The sequence below is a fragment of the Paenibacillus sp. O199 genome, assembly GCF_001636635.1.
In the GTDB taxonomy this organism is placed as follows: Bacteria; Bacillota; Bacilli; order Paenibacillales; family Paenibacillaceae; genus Paenibacillus; species Paenibacillus marchantiae.
The window spans coordinates 290,620-304,787 of record NZ_LGRP01000005.1 but is presented as its reverse complement, the minus strand read 5'-3'; the positions used below and the strand labels follow the sequence as shown (position 1 = coordinate 304,787).

Annotated in this window: 15 protein-coding genes; 7 read left to right on the top strand and 8 right to left on the bottom strand. The window is 46.8% G+C overall.

The window, feature by feature from the left end; all coding sequences use genetic code 11:
- Positions 1 to 148: 148 nt before the first annotated feature.
- Both A6049_RS10485 and A6049_RS10480 read left to right on the top strand, forming a co-directional pair.
- Positions 149 to 1,129: a glycoside hydrolase family 43 protein gene (locus A6049_RS10485; RefSeq protein ID WP_063564574.1), complete on the top strand. Its 981-nt coding sequence runs from the start codon at positions 149 to 151 to the stop codon at positions 1,127 to 1,129.
- Positions 1,130 to 1,322: 193 nt separating this feature from the next.
- Entirely contained in the window at positions 1,323 to 2,168 is an 846-nt protein-coding gene (locus A6049_RS10480) for an EcsC family protein (RefSeq protein WP_063564573.1), read from the top strand.
- 322 nt (positions 2,169 to 2,490) lie between these two features.
- Here the strand turns inward: A6049_RS10480 and A6049_RS10470 are convergent, their stop codons facing one another.
- Positions 2,491 to 3,759 carry an MFS transporter gene (locus A6049_RS10470; RefSeq protein ID WP_062324021.1) on the bottom strand — a complete coding sequence of 423 codons (1,269 nt, stop codon included), beginning with the start codon at positions 3,757 to 3,759 and terminating at the stop codon, positions 2,491 to 2,493.
- 217 nt (positions 3,760 to 3,976) lie between these two features.
- Between A6049_RS10470 and A6049_RS10465 the strand changes: the two genes are divergently transcribed.
- Entirely contained in the window at positions 3,977 to 4,189 is a 213-nt protein-coding gene (locus A6049_RS10465) for a hypothetical protein (RefSeq protein WP_063564571.1), read from the top strand.
- A gap of 145 nt (positions 4,190 to 4,334) precedes the next feature.
- Here A6049_RS10465 and queF read toward each other — a convergent pair whose 3' ends face one another.
- The 6 genes from queF to A6049_RS10435 form a co-directional block, all read right to left on the bottom strand.
- Positions 4,335 to 4,826 carry a preQ(1) synthase gene (gene queF / locus A6049_RS10460; RefSeq protein ID WP_063564570.1) on the bottom strand — a complete coding sequence of 164 codons (492 nt, stop codon included), beginning with the start codon at positions 4,824 to 4,826 and terminating at the stop codon, positions 4,335 to 4,337.
- 126 nt (positions 4,827 to 4,952) lie between these two features.
- Complete coding sequence (queE, locus tag A6049_RS10455) at positions 4,953 to 5,705, bottom strand: 7-carboxy-7-deazaguanine synthase QueE (protein ID WP_063564569.1); 753 nt, start codon at positions 5,703 to 5,705, stop codon at positions 4,953 to 4,955.
- Positions 5,698 to 6,189, bottom strand: a complete 492-nt coding sequence (queD, locus tag A6049_RS10450; protein WP_063564568.1) for a 6-carboxytetrahydropterin synthase QueD — start codon at positions 6,187 to 6,189, stop codon at positions 5,698 to 5,700. Before queD ends, queE begins: the two co-directional genes overlap by 8 nt.
- Entirely contained in the window at positions 6,189 to 6,875 is a 687-nt protein-coding gene (gene queC, locus A6049_RS10445; protein ID WP_063564646.1) for a 7-cyano-7-deazaguanine synthase QueC, read from the bottom strand. Before queC ends, queD begins: the two co-directional genes overlap by 1 nt.
- Before the next feature lie 360 nt (positions 6,876 to 7,235).
- Positions 7,236 to 7,940 (bottom strand): AIM24 family protein, encoded by a 705-nt coding sequence (locus A6049_RS10440; protein ID WP_063564567.1) that lies wholly within the window; start codon positions 7,938 to 7,940, stop codon positions 7,236 to 7,238.
- Between the two features lie 18 nt (positions 7,941 to 7,958).
- Positions 7,959 to 8,414, bottom strand: a complete 456-nt coding sequence (locus A6049_RS10435) for a hypothetical protein (RefSeq protein WP_024632428.1) — start codon at positions 8,412 to 8,414, stop codon at positions 7,959 to 7,961.
- A 340-nt stretch (positions 8,415 to 8,754) separates the two neighbouring features.
- Between A6049_RS10435 and A6049_RS33600 the strand changes: the two genes are divergently transcribed.
- The 3 genes from A6049_RS33600 to A6049_RS10425 all read left to right on the top strand — a co-directional run bounded on the left by A6049_RS33600 (position 8,755) and on the right by A6049_RS10425 (position 10,962).
- Entirely contained in the window at positions 8,755 to 8,922 is a 168-nt protein-coding gene (locus A6049_RS33600) for a hypothetical protein (RefSeq protein WP_162842433.1), read from the top strand.
- A gap of 207 nt (positions 8,923 to 9,129) precedes the next feature.
- Positions 9,130 to 9,834: a hypothetical protein gene (locus A6049_RS10430; protein ID WP_139295681.1), complete on the top strand. Its 705-nt coding sequence runs from the start codon at positions 9,130 to 9,132 to the stop codon at positions 9,832 to 9,834.
- Positions 9,835 to 9,996: 162 nt separating this feature from the next.
- Positions 9,997 to 10,962, top strand: a complete 966-nt coding sequence (locus tag A6049_RS10425; RefSeq protein ID WP_063564565.1) for a helix-turn-helix transcriptional regulator — start codon at positions 9,997 to 9,999, stop codon at positions 10,960 to 10,962.
- Positions 10,963 to 11,016: 54 nt separating this feature from the next.
- Here A6049_RS10425 and A6049_RS10420 read toward each other — a convergent pair whose 3' ends face one another.
- Positions 11,017 to 11,688, bottom strand: coding sequence for a 3'-5' exonuclease (locus tag A6049_RS10420; RefSeq protein ID WP_063564564.1), 672 nt, complete (start codon positions 11,686 to 11,688; stop codon positions 11,017 to 11,019).
- A gap of 530 nt (positions 11,689 to 12,218) precedes the next feature.
- Here A6049_RS10420 and A6049_RS10415 point away from each other — a divergent pair.
- A complete protein-coding gene (locus A6049_RS10415; RefSeq protein WP_063564563.1) occupies positions 12,219 to 13,988 on the top strand; it encodes a proline--tRNA ligase in 1,770 nt (589 codons plus the stop codon).
- The last annotated feature ends 180 nt before the right edge of the window (positions 13,989 to 14,168 follow it).

Sequence of the window (14,168 nt, the reverse complement as noted above, 5' to 3'; positions counted from 1 at the left end):
GAAATCGGAGGACAAGAGAGCGACAAGGCCCTGCCACCCCCGAAGCGTCCGCGGTGCACCAGCAAAATAGTTTTTGCACTTTATCCATCAGCTGTTTACAAATATTCACTCCGAGCCATACACACACATTTGAAAGGGGAGCATTCCCATGACTGATTCCATTACATTTACCAATCCCATCCTGGAGCAGCGAGCTGATCCGTGGGTGTACCGTCACACAGACGGGTACTATTATTTCTCAGCTTCGTTGCCAGCCTTTGACCGGATTGAGATTCGGCGTGCACAAACCCTGGAAGAGTTGAGAGATGCCGAGCCGGTAACGGCGTGGCACAAACATGATACAGGACCGATGAGTGCCAACATTTGGGCACCTGAAATTCATTTTATCGATGGAAAATGGTACATACATTACGCTGCAGCCCATACCAGCGAAACCAATGAGGGCCTTTTCGACCACCGCATGTATGTGCTGGAAAATGACTCGGCCAACCCGCTCGAAGGCGCGTGGGTAGAGAAAGGACAGATTCGGACGCGTTGGGAGACGTTTGCCTTGGATGCAACGACGTTTGAACACAAAGGTACCCGTTATTTGGTATGGGCGCAAAAGGACCCGGACATTCCGGGTAACTCCAACCTGTACATTGCCGAAATGGAAAATCCGTGGACTCTCCGTGGTGAGCAGGTCATGATTTCTACACCGGAATATGATTGGGAGATCATCGGCTTCAAGGTAAACGAAGGGGCAGCAGTGTTGCATCGCAATGGGCGGATCTTCATTGGTTACTCAGCGAGTGCGACCGACTATAATTATTGTATGGGTTTGCTCACTGCGGATGAAGATGCCGACTTGCTTGATCCAGCGAGCTGGATGAAATCGCCTAAGCCGGTATTCCAAACGTGTGAAGCGAATGGTCAATATGGTCCGGGTCACAACAGCTTTACGGTATCACCGGACGGCAAAACAGATATTCTGATCTATCACGCACGAAACTACAAGGACATCGAGGGAGATCCTCTCTATGATCCAAACCGTCACGCCCGCGCGCAGGTTATTCGCTGGAACGAAGATGGCACACCTGACTTTGGAGTCCCTGTTCCAGATGGGAAGGCTGCGGCTGAAGCGAAATAATAATACTGCTAAAGTTTTAATATAGTAAGCCCTTAGTCAGCGAGCCATGCTGATTAGGGGCTTTTACTTATGTACACATTGAGAAGGAAGACTTGAAGACGGATACGAGGGTCTGCATATTAGCAACCATCCCGTGACCAATGCGTATGAGGAGTATACAATTCACTATACACATAATATTAGGAGGCCATATATGGATTCACGCGAGACATTGGACCGGGAGCTGGAACAGATTTTAAAATGGGAAAAAGGGCAAAAGGACTTGTTTATTTGGGACAAAATTGGTCGTTTGCCGTTTGCCATGTTGGATAAAGTTATGCCCAAAGCGCTGAAACAGAAGATTGGGGACTCGCTGAACGAAGTTGGTCAGTATGTGCAGAATGGTGGGAAATTTCTTGTCCAGAAAAAGAAGGTGGCGGAGCTGCTCCAAGAGGAAGCGATCAAATCCGGTTATTCCATGAAGGCCGATACCTCTTACGATGAACAGGATGGAGAGGCAAAGGATACGACGAAAATCCACAGTGTGGAAGGTTTACCGCTAGAAGTATTGGATCGCACTGCTGATAACATTACGGACAGTCGAACGAGGTTTGCTGCTGCACAAGGGGCCGCAACAGGTATCGGTGGCATTGTAACGATTGCGGCGGATATTCCGATGGTGATGGGGCTTTCCCTGAAGGTGCTGCAGGAGATGGCGTTATGCTACGGATATGATCCTGACGAACCTCAAGAGCGCATATTTATCGTCAAATGTCTGCAATTCTCCTCTGCCGATATTGTGGGCAAAAAAGCAATAATGGATGAACTCGCCGATTACGATAATCCGGACAAGCAGGTTGAGGTTATCTCTCAAATGCAGGGCTGGCGGGAGGTTTTTAATTCCTACAGTGAATCGTTTGGTTGGAAAAAGCTGTTTCAGCTTATTCCGATTGCCGGTATGGTATTCGGTTCGGTAAGCAACAAAAATACAATTCGTGATGTTGCCGAAGCCGGAAAAATGCTGTACAAAAAACGGCTCATTCTTCAGCGTTTGAAATAATGTTACAGAAAACTTAACTGGAAGAGATGAATTTACATGTTAAACAAACAAGGTTTCTATGATCTTTTAAACCGCAACAACATAGTTTACGAGAGCTTTGAACATCCAGCAGTATACCCTATGGAGGAAATATTCTCTCATAATGTTCACATACAGAACATATCGTTAAAAATCTATTTCTACACAAAGCGGCGACCTCTCCCCGATGGAATTTCGGGAAAAGGTCGCCGCTTTTATCTTTTTTTATTGCTTACTTGAGGAGTTGTGACTAAACCAGATTGAGGCGAAAACCCCTTTTCAAGTGGCTGAATGTATATATTCCTTATTCTTCGCTACCGTTCTCTTCAGCCCAGCGGTTCAGCAACTTATCCGATGGAAGCAGGAAGGTGAAGATACCGATCAGTGGCAGGAAGCTGCACATCTGCATAACTGGAGATACGCCGAACACGTCGATCCAGTTCCCCAGCACGAGTGCTCCCAGACCGCCCATACCAAATGCCAGACCAGTAATCAGGCCGGAGACGGTTCCGATTTTGCCTGGAATCAGCATTTGCGCATACACAACGGTCACCGAGAAACTGGACAACATGATGAACCCAATAATACTCAGCAACACGGCTGTCCAGAACAAATTGGCGTAAGGCAGCAGAAGCGCCAGTGGAGCGGCCCCGGCCATCGACAGGAAGATCATGTTACGTTTACCGAAGCGATCCGCCAGTGGACCACCAAAGAACGTACCAAGAGCCCCAGCCGCCAGGAACAGGAAGATATAGATCTGTGCGTCCTCTGTGGACAAGTTAAATGTATCCTTCAGGTTAAACGCATAGAAGCTGCCGATCGAAGCGACATACCACGAACGGACAAAGACGAGCAGAATCAAAATGGTTATGGCAGCAGCAATCTTTTTACGTAATGCTGGATTGGGAGCACGACGAGCTGCAGCTTGTCTGCGCAAATATCCTCCCGATTGCAGCATACGTCCATACCAGCGAGCAATGTAGATTTGAACCGCGATTCCCGCAGCTGCAATGCCCGTGAATCCGATGGCACCGAACAACCCAAAAGGGATGAAAATCCATCTGGTTAGCAATGGTGCCAAGGATTGACCGGCGTTACCGCCCACCTGGAAGATTGACTGAGCGAGACCTCTACGAGGCCCTGCGGCCATATGGGATACCCGTGAACCCTCTGGATGGAAGGCCGCCGAACCGAGACCCACAAAGATGACAGAGATCAGGACAGCCATATAACTGTCGGCGAAGGCAAGCAATAACATACCGGTAAACGTAAAGCCCATACCGATGGGCAGAATGGATGGTGTCGGTTTTTTATCAGCAAACCAGCCTACAACAGGCTGCATGATGGAAGCAGTAAAGTTAATAGCAAACGAAATCCATCCGATCTGCGTATACGTGAGATGCATGGAGTCTTTCAGAATTGGAAAAATAGCTGGAATGACAGATTGGATTGAATCGTTGAATAAATGGACCAGACTGATGGCAATTAAGATCCGGTAAACGGTACCTTGAGCATCCAATCCGGGTGGAGCTTTCGAACGCGCAGCGGCGTCTTTGGATAATGAATTTTGCATGGACATGAACAGTTCTCCTTTGGTCGCGGTCACGAGGGATCAGCGCCTGATGATGTGATGTGCCTAAGCATATTGTTACATAATAGGACAGATTTGAAAGGTCGACAAGGGGAACAGGAGAAATTAACGTTCTCTTTATAATGTAAACTATTGATATACTTTAAAGAATCTACTATTAAAGTTCTACTAAATCAGAAATGATAAAGGACTGATCCATATGAAATCGCTATCACCATATGTTCTTGCCAAACGTAATTTGGCGATGACCATTCTATTTATGGCAGTCATGACTTTTCTGACTATCTATGTTGCCTCTACGTCTCTGTACTTTGCTATCGGATTTTTTGTGGTTGTTCAGTCTATTGGTGTACTTATGCTGAGACATTACATCAAAAAAGTGAAAGAACTGAAGGAAGACAGTAACCCTTGAATGCGAGTCCGATCCATACAATTATTGCAAACGCTCACGTTCCATAGCATACAAAAAAACAAAAGCCGAACTTCTTCAGATAGAAGTGTTCGGCTTTTGTTTGCTCTATAATTTTATACAAAGCATAATTGGTGTGTCTACCCAATTAACGATTATCAATCGTCTCTGGATACATATCATGATTCATCATGCGATGCTCAGCCATTTGCTCATACTTCGTACCCGGTTTGCCGTAGTTGGTGTACGGATCGATGGAAATGCCGCCGCGCGGCGTGAATTTGCCCCATACTTCAATGAAGCGTGGGTCCATCAGCTTGATCAGGTCGTTCATAATGATGTTCACACAATCCTCGTGAAAATCACCATGGTTGCGGAAGCTGAACAGGTACAGCTTAAGTGACTTGCTCTCCACCATTTTCACATCAGGAATATAGCTGATATAGATCGTTGCAAAGTCCGGCTGACCCGTGATCGGGCACAGGCTGGTGAACTCCGGGCAGTTGAATTTGACAAAATAATCCCGGTACGGGTGTTTGTTATCGAAATTCTCCAGAATTCCCGGGTCATATTCAAACGTATATTTTACGCCCTGGTTACCCAGCAACGTTAAATCTTGCATTTCATCAGGTTGTCTCATGGATTCGTAAACGCTCCTTATTTCCGGCGATGCACGAAGCTTACCGGTATATATGATAGGCCATCTTAGCCTCTGGTTGTTCCCAAAATTACATCATGCCGCCCATTATTCCATCCAAATAGCCCATCAGACGCCGCGTTTGTTGCCCCAAACAAGGGTATGCAGCTGTGGCAGCACACGAACGTCGTTCAGATCATCGGATGCACTGACTTGATCAATCAGCCACTCATAACGGGCAAGCAGCGAAGTCGCCAGATCTGGGGTATCAGCAGAAGTGACATCCGGGTTCCCGGTTTGCAAAAATAAATCTGTGCCCGGATACCGTGCATGCACACGGCGGGCATAGTCCAAGTCTGTCTCATCGAAAATTACGATCTTCAGACTGTGACTTCGTTCCACCGGACGAGCAGCCAGTCGGTGGATCAGATCATCCAGCACAGCCCAGTCGGTGTTCATGCCTGAGCTGGGAGGCTTGGGCGAGACGGTGACTTCGTCAATGTCCGCCAGCCAAGACTGCCAACGAGAGCCCTGCGTTTCTACCGCGGTGCGGATGCCGTTCTCCCGAAGCAGCTTAACCAATCCGCCCAGCGAAGCGAGCAGGGCAGGGTTGCCGCCTGAGATGGTCACATGAGAGAAGCGTGAGCCGCCAACGCGACGCAATTCCTCCCACACATCCTCCGGAGTAATCATCCGAATCAGGTCCTTGCCACTGCCGTCCCAAGTAAAGGCCGAGTCACACCAGGAACAGCGATAATCGCAGCCCGCGGTGCGGACGAACATCGTTTTCTGCCCGATAACCATGCCTTCACCTTGAACCGTCGGGCCAAAGATCTCCATCACAGGAATACGAGCCTCTTTGCTACGTTCCACGCTACTCATCGATCATCCACTCCCGTCTGGCCTCAGCGTAACTGGTCGGTGTCTCATATAAGCGGACAAACTCTGTTCGACCACCCTCGGTCAGTGCTGCATACGGTTCGGTTTGCAAGGCGTGTTCCATCTGCTCGAACAACCAGACGACCATATTTTCAGCTGTTGTGTTCATGAGGGGAAGGGTTTCATTCAAATACTGATGATCCAAATACCCTTCAATTTGTGTTTTCCATATCTCCTTGATATGTCCAAAATCAACCGTCAGTCCGGTCTCACCCGGGTAACCGCTAATGCCAAAAACAACTTTATACGTATGTCCGTGCAAGTTCTTGCACTTGCCTTCATAACAATGCAGATGATGCGCAGCGTCAAATGTAAACTCCTTGCTGACAAGCACACGTTTGCGATGATAGCGAAGCTGGGCAGGAAGGATATCTTCCCCAATCCGCTGCAACCGCTCCACAATACGGAATGTTCCAGGCTCTCTCATCAAACATCCGCTCCCGCAGTTCCAACACTAGCAGAATTCGTGCGTTGCTCCAGATAGCGATCCAGTCCGGCTTTGCGCAGTTTGCAGGCAGGACATTCTCCGCAGCCATCGCCGATAATTCCGTTATAACAGGTCAGTGTGCGCTCCCGCACATAATCGAAGGCACCGAGCTCATCCGCCATTTTCCACGTCTGGGCTTTGTCCAGCCACATCAGTGGGGTGTGAATGACAAATGGGTAGTCCATCGATAGATTCAGCGTAACATTCATCGACTTTACAAACGAATCCCGACAATCCGGGTATCCGCTGAAATCCGTTTCGCATACACCTGTGACGAGGTGACGAGCCCCTTTTTGCTTCGCCATAATGGCTGCAAAACTGAGGAACAGCAAATTCCGTCCATCGACAAACGTACTTGGCAGTTCGCCTTCTTCATGCGTAATCTCCATATCCGTACGGGTGAGTGCATTAGGCGCGAGTTGGTTTAACAAACTCATGTCCAGTACCGTTTGCTGTACACTCAGATCGCGAGCGATCTCTGCGGCGCATTCAATCTCCAGCTTGTGACGCTGGCCGTAATCGAAGGTAACCACTTCAACCTCGGCAAATTGCTGTTTGGCCCAGAACAAACAAGTTGTACTGTCCTGACCGCCGCTGAATACAACGACTGCTTTTTCTTCGTTCAACATAAAAAAACCTCTCCATCTTCTTAAGATCAATCCATGCACATAGGCACAGAGTGTCGGAAGAACAGAGAAGTTCATGAACTGGCATCCATCAAAAAACACACCTTCTCGTAGGCTGCTTCAAAAAAGCAGGACGATCTAGTGTCCTTAGTTTTTTACGTACGTTGTTACCTAAAAAGTACGCAAGACTTATTGACCTTAATGAAGGTCGAGTCTTATAGAGGGAGTTCGCGAACCTCTCCCATGCCATAGGCATGGATTTTCTTCTTCAATTGTCCGGTACAGTATATCACATTTCCAATACGGTGAGCATGCTTTCCATGAGAACCCATTTATAACCGAGCCTAACGTCATCTGGACTTATTTGATTAATACATTTCCAAAAGGAATGACTTCCTTCAGAATCCGCTTAAATAAGCCTTCATCGTTCATATCCTGTTCCAGTCTATGATTTTCACGACCGGCCTGAAAGAGTACAGAGCCATGTCCTGTCATCTTCCAATGATAGTTCATATGCTGGCTGGCAAGGTTGTTCCCGTATACGGTAAGTTCCAGCTGCGCGTTCTCAGGATAGGCGATAATACTGCCTGCATCCACGTATAGTGGTGCGGTGGGGTGCAGTTCCTGTTGGCAGACCTGACCTTGTGTCAGCAATCCAATCTTGCCTTTGCCCGAAAATTTCATTTTCACGGCATCCCGAGTGATGAGCATGTTTTTGATTTTCTGAATTTTGGTGTGCATCGTGACGCCGTCGGAGTAGAAGAAAAGATGGCGGAAGTCATACAGCAGATCGCTGTTCTCACTCAGTTCAACTTCCTTCATGGTGAATCCGGGAGGCAGGGCGGCCACAAATTGACAAGGACCGGTAATTTCGGATTTGATGAGCTTTTTTTTGCGATAGATACCCGAAATGTTCATGAATTTATCATTGCGACTGCTGCTTGGGCCGCGAAAAGCGACAATTTGCTGGGGGTGGAGAATATGCAGGCGGTCGTCCTGGATCAACGAGAACGTGACCACTTGTCCGGCTCCGCCAGCTTCGGCATTATTCAGGTGTATGTGCATTCGGTTGCTCCTGTTCTTTTATACTCGGCCAGAACGGCGACGCATTCCCCAGCGCATCACCCGAATCAGAATAAAGTATCCCAATATGAGTGAAACGGCTGTGATAATCATCGTTTGAATGCGTTTGGCAGTTGCCGTTTTGGCATCCTGATCATTTTGCAGCTTGCTCACCATGTCGGTCAGTTTTTCGTTTTGTGCCAGCAACAACTCGTTCTGGGCCTTGAATGCTTCGACATTTGCCTGGGCTTGTCCCAATTGGGCAGAGGTCTGATTCAACTGCTCCAGCGTCTGTTTATAGCTTTCCTGCAAGGCGTTCACTTCTCCAGGTAGCTCGGAGACTCGTTCCCATCCACTATAGATATCGGAGAATATATTGGCATTTGCTGCACTGACTGTAGAAGTCAAAGAAACAGTAAACAATACACATGTGGTGAATAACACCCGAATGAAATAACCCTGAATGGGTTTTGGCATGAATGGCACCTTCTTTCGGTTACATAATCGTTTGCCGATTTCGTCGTCATTTGTTGAAATACGGCTCTTACATTATACGTCAAAACCGGGACAATGGGTTCAAGATGATATAGTTTTAATTACCCTATATGAGAATAAATCAATACATGTGGACAAGTGTTTAATTTTAAGAACGTCGGGGTAATAGAAGGACAGGGCAGCACTCCGGACGGCCTTGACATCATTCTTTTACTTCAGCTCTGGGTGCCTGCTATTCATATTAACGAAATTTGTAATTTAATGAGTGAAAACAATATATCCGATTTTTATGAAGATCGTGAATACGAAGGGGTAGAAACGTATGTACACAACTAAACAAGCTGCAACAACCAAAACGATTATGATCACTGTAAATGGTGAGCCGATCGGGCGTGAATTGATTATCGACAGTATTACTTATGCTCCAATCACAGAACCTGATTCTGTACAAAGTTTACACAAAATGGGAATTTATCCATCTACGATTTAAGATAGGACTTGTCATATAAAAGTGGTCTAAAAGCTTGGCATAATGCCAAGCTTTTTCGTCGTTTATTGTCGTAATTACGCGGATTTAGGGATGAGAAACTAATATTATGGAAAAATTTCCTGCGAACATATGTTCCGTGACAATATAGTGTCCATTTACCCTGATAACTTAGAAGATAATACATATAAATCGGGGGAGAGACTACCAGTGAACTCAGTCTTTGAAGTATCTTATTCGTGGAATAGAGAGGCCATACCGACAGGGGGAGCCGACCCCGTATATATGATGGTGGAGTGGCGTAACGGAGCCCCTGCCAAAAGACTCAGGAAAATAGCACCCAAAATTGTGTCACGAGACTTGGAACTTTTGCTCAAACCGGAATTTGGAATTCAGCTCAAGGGCATCTACGGCTGTCGTTCCAAAGAAACGGATATCGGTTGGGTTTTAAGACTTGGTGATGTATACAAGGGAGAGAGTAAACAAATCTTACTCGAATTCGCCATGGGACCGCGTGTATCGGGGAAAAGTGCCGTATGTTCAGCTTATTGGAGTACGCGAAAGTTGAAACAAAGCCAGAGAGTGCTGCTGCGCAGAGAACAGTTGTATATTCAGTATACAAGTCATCTGGGCATGCTGCGTCAGCCGGAAGATCCCAAGGTAGAGAAGACAATCAAATTAAACGAAACAGTTCCTCTGATTAAACAAGCTTTGCGTGCTTATGAAAGAGGCCGTACACAAGAGGGCAGTGATATGCTGCGTCGTCATGCAGATGCTTTGTTAATTGAAGCGGCTCGCAAACAGGATCTAGATTATTATGAGGAAGCCGAAATATTGGAGAAACTTCGGCACCATTACGGGATTACTTTTAATTCCATGGTTCATAATCGCGGAAAAACGATGTTAGGTGAATAGGGATAAAGAACTAGGGAAGATGGGGCGGAAAGGAATGTTTCTACATAATTTTTTGAAGGTGAAGTCAAGGAATAAGTCGAATGTACTAAACAACATAATAATAAAAAAATGGATGGAGTTGTATCGAATTTATTGAAACAACATCGTGGAGGGTCCGGCAAAATGACAGACCGACTGATCCGATTAATGCGCATTATAACTCTTGTGCAGGCCAAACCGGGTATTCTGGCCCGTGAGCTTGCCGAGCGGTGCGAAACAACGGAAAGGACGATATACCGAGACATGGAGGCCCTCAGTGCAATGCATATCCCCATCGCCAATATGGGACACGGGAGAGGATACATGTTTATCAGCCATTTTGCCATGTATCCGCTGAATTGGTCTGATGAAGAAGCTCAAGCCTTTATGCACCTGGCAGAAGTCATGGAGAATATTCGTCCGTTGCTGAAGCCTGCTTTTGAGAGCGCGTATGAGAAAGTGGTTGCTTCGAGTCAGAAAAACAAAACAGAGCGAGTGGAATGGTCTGAGCAAATTAGCGGGTTGTTCAAAGTGGGTACATCTGCTTGGCAAAATGAAAGTACTGAAATTCTGAATCATTCCCTGGTGACCTTGCTTCAGGCCGGAATTTCCCAGAACACTATTGAAGGAGAATATCTGTTTCAAGGTAAAAAGGGGATTGCGCGAATGGATCCCTACTGTCTTATTCCTCGTGAATACCGATTTGATCTGTTGGCATATTGTCACCTGTCAGAAAGACTGAGAATATTTCAAGTGAATCGTTTGCACAGGGTTCGGATTTTGCCACGCACGTTCCGCAAAGATGATTACCTTTTACAATCTCACTTCCGCACGCCACAGGAACTTAGCGGCAGTACGGAGTGGACTGCATTCAAGATCAGATTCTCGCCGCACGCCGTGGAGCGTGTCATGCAGGAGCAGTTTTTTGCACGCCCCATCTTGACGATCGAACCGGAGGGTACGCTGTTATTTGAGGCCATACTGAGTGATGAACAAGGGTTTCTAACCTGGTTGTCTCAATATGGACCCGATGCCGAAATTCTGGAGCCTCAGAGCTACCGTCTTTTGATGAAGGAACGTCTGGAACGTTGGAGAGAGATCTACAACTGAACGTCAGTGCAGATCATGGCTGGTCTGCCTTTGTTCAACATGCGTTGTATGCAATTACTCTTTGGTCTTGAACAGGTGTGCAAGGTTACCAAAAGGGGAATCTTTCTCGTCATCTTCTACACTGCTGGAATAGACCACTTTGGATGTGATGCCCTCATCATCTGCGGCGCAATTGGTTTCCAGTTTGAATTGATCAAATTGATGCATGAATACTTTGGCTGTATTAATCGCATCATCCAAAGCGCGGTGCTGAGTGCCATCGAATTCAATACCACACAGTTCCAGAGCCTGAGCGAGTCCAAGCTGACGGAATTTTCCTTCCTTACGCACAGTTCGCGACCATTGCTGCTGAAGATCATTGTGGTTGGTGATCCAGGCTACATCGAGCTGATGAGTGCGACAATGAGAGATCAGTTTGGTGCGGTCATCCGGTCCCCAGGAGCACATGTAATAGGATTCACTTCCCATCCATGCAATAAATTGATTCAGTGCTTCCGGAAAAAGAGGGGCTGCGTCGATGTCTTTCTGCGTAATACCCGTAAACTGAATTGTATCGGCGGATAGCACCGATTTATTGGATGGACGAACATAAGTGTGGAACGTATCCGACACGAACAGGCCGTTCTCACCTTCCGTTACTTTGACGGCACCGATATCTATAATTTCAGAAGAGTAACGTGTATTGCGACTTACCGTGAATTCAAGATCGTAAATAATATATGGCATAGGACAAACTCCTTTATCAATTAATACATGGTTTCTATTTCTCTATATTACAGGGAACGCACAGCCATGTCAGCCATCGCCCAGCAATTCATTTTAACGTAAAGCTGGCAACAGTGTGGTTGACAACTTCTTGTAAATACACTATGGTGATCAAAAATGATAACAGCGATCAACGAGGACACAATTACGTTAGCCAGCTTCTACAGAGAGGAAACCGCTTAGTGCAAGGTTTCTGTTGCTGTTTCGTTATTCCTACCTCGCGAGCTGCGGAGGAGAAGGCCCGAATGGCCTGTAACCTTCGCCGGATGGGCCCGTTATGCCCTGAAGGACTGCGCGTTCACGTTTTGCATCGGTTGCAAACGTAGAACCGGTTTATGGCAAATGACCTGATGATTTGAAGTCAGGTCAGCCGGCAAAGTGCAGTTAAATAAGGGTGGTACCACGACACATTCGTCCCTTGACGGATGTGTTTTTTTGCTGTTTATAACCAGATTTACAATATCGATTAGAAGAATAAGGGGTGTGACAAGATGCGTCAAAGTGAAATGCTTGTTCCAACATTACGTGAAGCACCAGCAGAGGCAGATGCAGCAGGGCATCGCTGGTTATTGCGCTCGGGTATGATTCGCCAACTCGCAGCAGGGATATACAGTTATCTGCCCTTGGGACGTCGTATCTTGCTGAATGTCGAACGAATCGTTCGGGAAGAAATGGACCGTGCAGGATGTCAGGAGGTATTGCTGCCAATCATGCAACCTGCTGAGCTATGGGAAGAATCCGGAAGATATACACAGTATGGCCCTGAGCTGATGCGTCTGAAGGACCGCCATGCACGAGAATTCGCCTTGGGTCCAACCCATGAAGAGGTTGTGACTGCACTGGCTCGTGACGAGGTTAATTCTTATCGGAAGCTGCCGTTTACACTTTATCAGATTGGAACCAAATTCAGAGATGAACGTCGTCCAAGATTTGGATTACTGCGGGGACGGGAGTTCATCATGAAGGATGCGTACTCTTTTGCTTCCGATTGGGAAGAGCTGGATCGCACCTATCAGTCTATGAATACGGCATATTCGCGCATTTTAGAGCGTTGTGGACTGGAATATATTAGAGTGGAAGCTGATGCGGGCACCATTGGTGGTCAGGGGGAGACCCACGAATTCATGGCACTTGCTGATGTGGGAGAAGATACGATCGTAACCTGCAAACATTGTGGATATGCCGCAAATCTGGAGAAGGCGGGATATCAGACTTCTAAATCTTCTGCTAAGAATCCAGAAAAAGCAGAAGCTTCTGCTGACCTGAAAACGGTTGAAAAAGCTGATGGGAATACCGAGGGTGACACGTTGGTTCGTATCCAAACGCCAGGTGTACGTACGATCAATGAGTTAAGCGTCTTTGTGGGCAAGGATGCCCAGCATATGATCAAAACATTGCTTTATCAGGCTGATGGTCAACTGGTCGCTGCGCTTGTTCGTGGGGATCATGAAGTGAATGATATCGCGCTGAAGCAGGTATTGGGTGCAGAAGAGCTAATTCTAGCTGATGAAACTGCCCTTGCAAGTCATCCGAATTTAACTGTAGGTTTCCTGGGTCCTATTGGACTGGATCTGCCGATTGTAGTAGATGCGGATGTAGCTGCAATGGAATATGCCATTACAGGAGCGAATGAAATTGATGTACACTATTCGAATGTAGTTCCGGGTAAAGATTTTGCTTTGGACAGAGTAGATCGAATCCGTTTCGCTGCTGAAGGTGACGGCTGCCCAACCTGTGGAGAATCGCTTGTATTCACAAAAGGAATAGAAGTCGGGCATATCTTCAAACTGGGAACCAAGTACAGCGACGCTATGGGAGCATCCTTCCTGGATCGTAATGGACGGCAGTGCGCACCTGTAATGGGTTGTTACGGTATCGGTGTGTCTCGTCTGATGGCAGCTATTGCTGAACAATATGCCGGAGAGGATGGCATCCGTTGGCCAGCAGCCATTGCGCCTTATCATGTACATCTGATCGCAATGAGCTGGAAAGATGAACAGCAACGCGAGCTCACGCTTGAACTGGAACAACAACTAGTAGATGCCGGATACAGTGTACTGATCGATGATCGGGATGAACGGCCAGGGGTGAAGTTCAAGGATTCGGAATTGATCGGATTGCCTGTCCAGATTGTTATTGGCCGAGGTGCGGCAGAGGGACAGGTAGAATTTGGATCGCATGTGCTTGCAGCACAAGGCGAATCCAAACGAATCAGTATGACGGCACAAGAGGCTGTAAGTCAGGTGAAGGAACAACTATAGTCCAGAATTAAAAAAAATCCTTATGAAAACCATGCTACGTGTCTCTATATAATAGAGCGATGTATAATAGGTCCAGATATTATGCGGTAAGAGATGTTTGTGGTTATGTAACGGATTAAAGCGTTAAAAAGAGGGCTATAGTCATATAAGTATGCAACACTATTTGCGTATTGTCATACC

Bases quoted from the DNA above. Each gene is read 5' to 3' on its own strand.
- A6049_RS10485 (WP_063564574.1), top strand. From the start codon at position 149: ATGACTGATTCCATTACATTTACCAATCCCATCCTGGAGCAGCGAGCT.
- A6049_RS10480 (WP_063564573.1), top strand. From the start codon at position 1,323: ATGGATTCACGCGAGACATTGGACCGGGAGCTGGAACAGATTTTAAAA.
- A6049_RS10470 (WP_062324021.1), bottom strand. From the start codon at position 3,759: ATGCAAAATTCATTATCCAAAGACGCCGCTGCGCGTTCGAAAGCTCCA.
- A6049_RS10465 (WP_063564571.1), top strand. From the start codon at position 3,977: ATGAAATCGCTATCACCATATGTTCTTGCCAAACGTAATTTGGCGATG.
- queF (WP_063564570.1), bottom strand. From the start codon at position 4,826: ATGAGACAACCTGATGAAATGCAAGATTTAACGTTGCTGGGTAACCAG.
- queE (WP_063564569.1), bottom strand. From the start codon at position 5,705: ATGAGTAGCGTGGAACGTAGCAAAGAGGCTCGTATTCCTGTGATGGAG.
- queD (WP_063564568.1), bottom strand. From the start codon at position 6,189: ATGAGAGAGCCTGGAACATTCCGTATTGTGGAGCGGTTGCAGCGGATT.
- A6049_RS10440 (WP_063564567.1), bottom strand. From the start codon at position 7,940: ATGCACATACACCTGAATAATGCCGAAGCTGGCGGAGCCGGACAAGTG.
- A6049_RS10435 (WP_024632428.1), bottom strand. From the start codon at position 8,414: ATGCCAAAACCCATTCAGGGTTATTTCATTCGGGTGTTATTCACCACA.
- A6049_RS33600 (WP_162842433.1), top strand. From the start codon at position 8,755: ATGTACACAACTAAACAAGCTGCAACAACCAAAACGATTATGATCACT.
- A6049_RS10425 (WP_063564565.1), top strand. From the start codon at position 9,997: ATGACAGACCGACTGATCCGATTAATGCGCATTATAACTCTTGTGCAG.
- A6049_RS10420 (WP_063564564.1), bottom strand. From the start codon at position 11,688: ATGCCATATATTATTTACGATCTTGAATTCACGGTAAGTCGCAATACA.
- A6049_RS10415 (WP_063564563.1), top strand. From the start codon at position 12,219: ATGCGTCAAAGTGAAATGCTTGTTCCAACATTACGTGAAGCACCAGCA.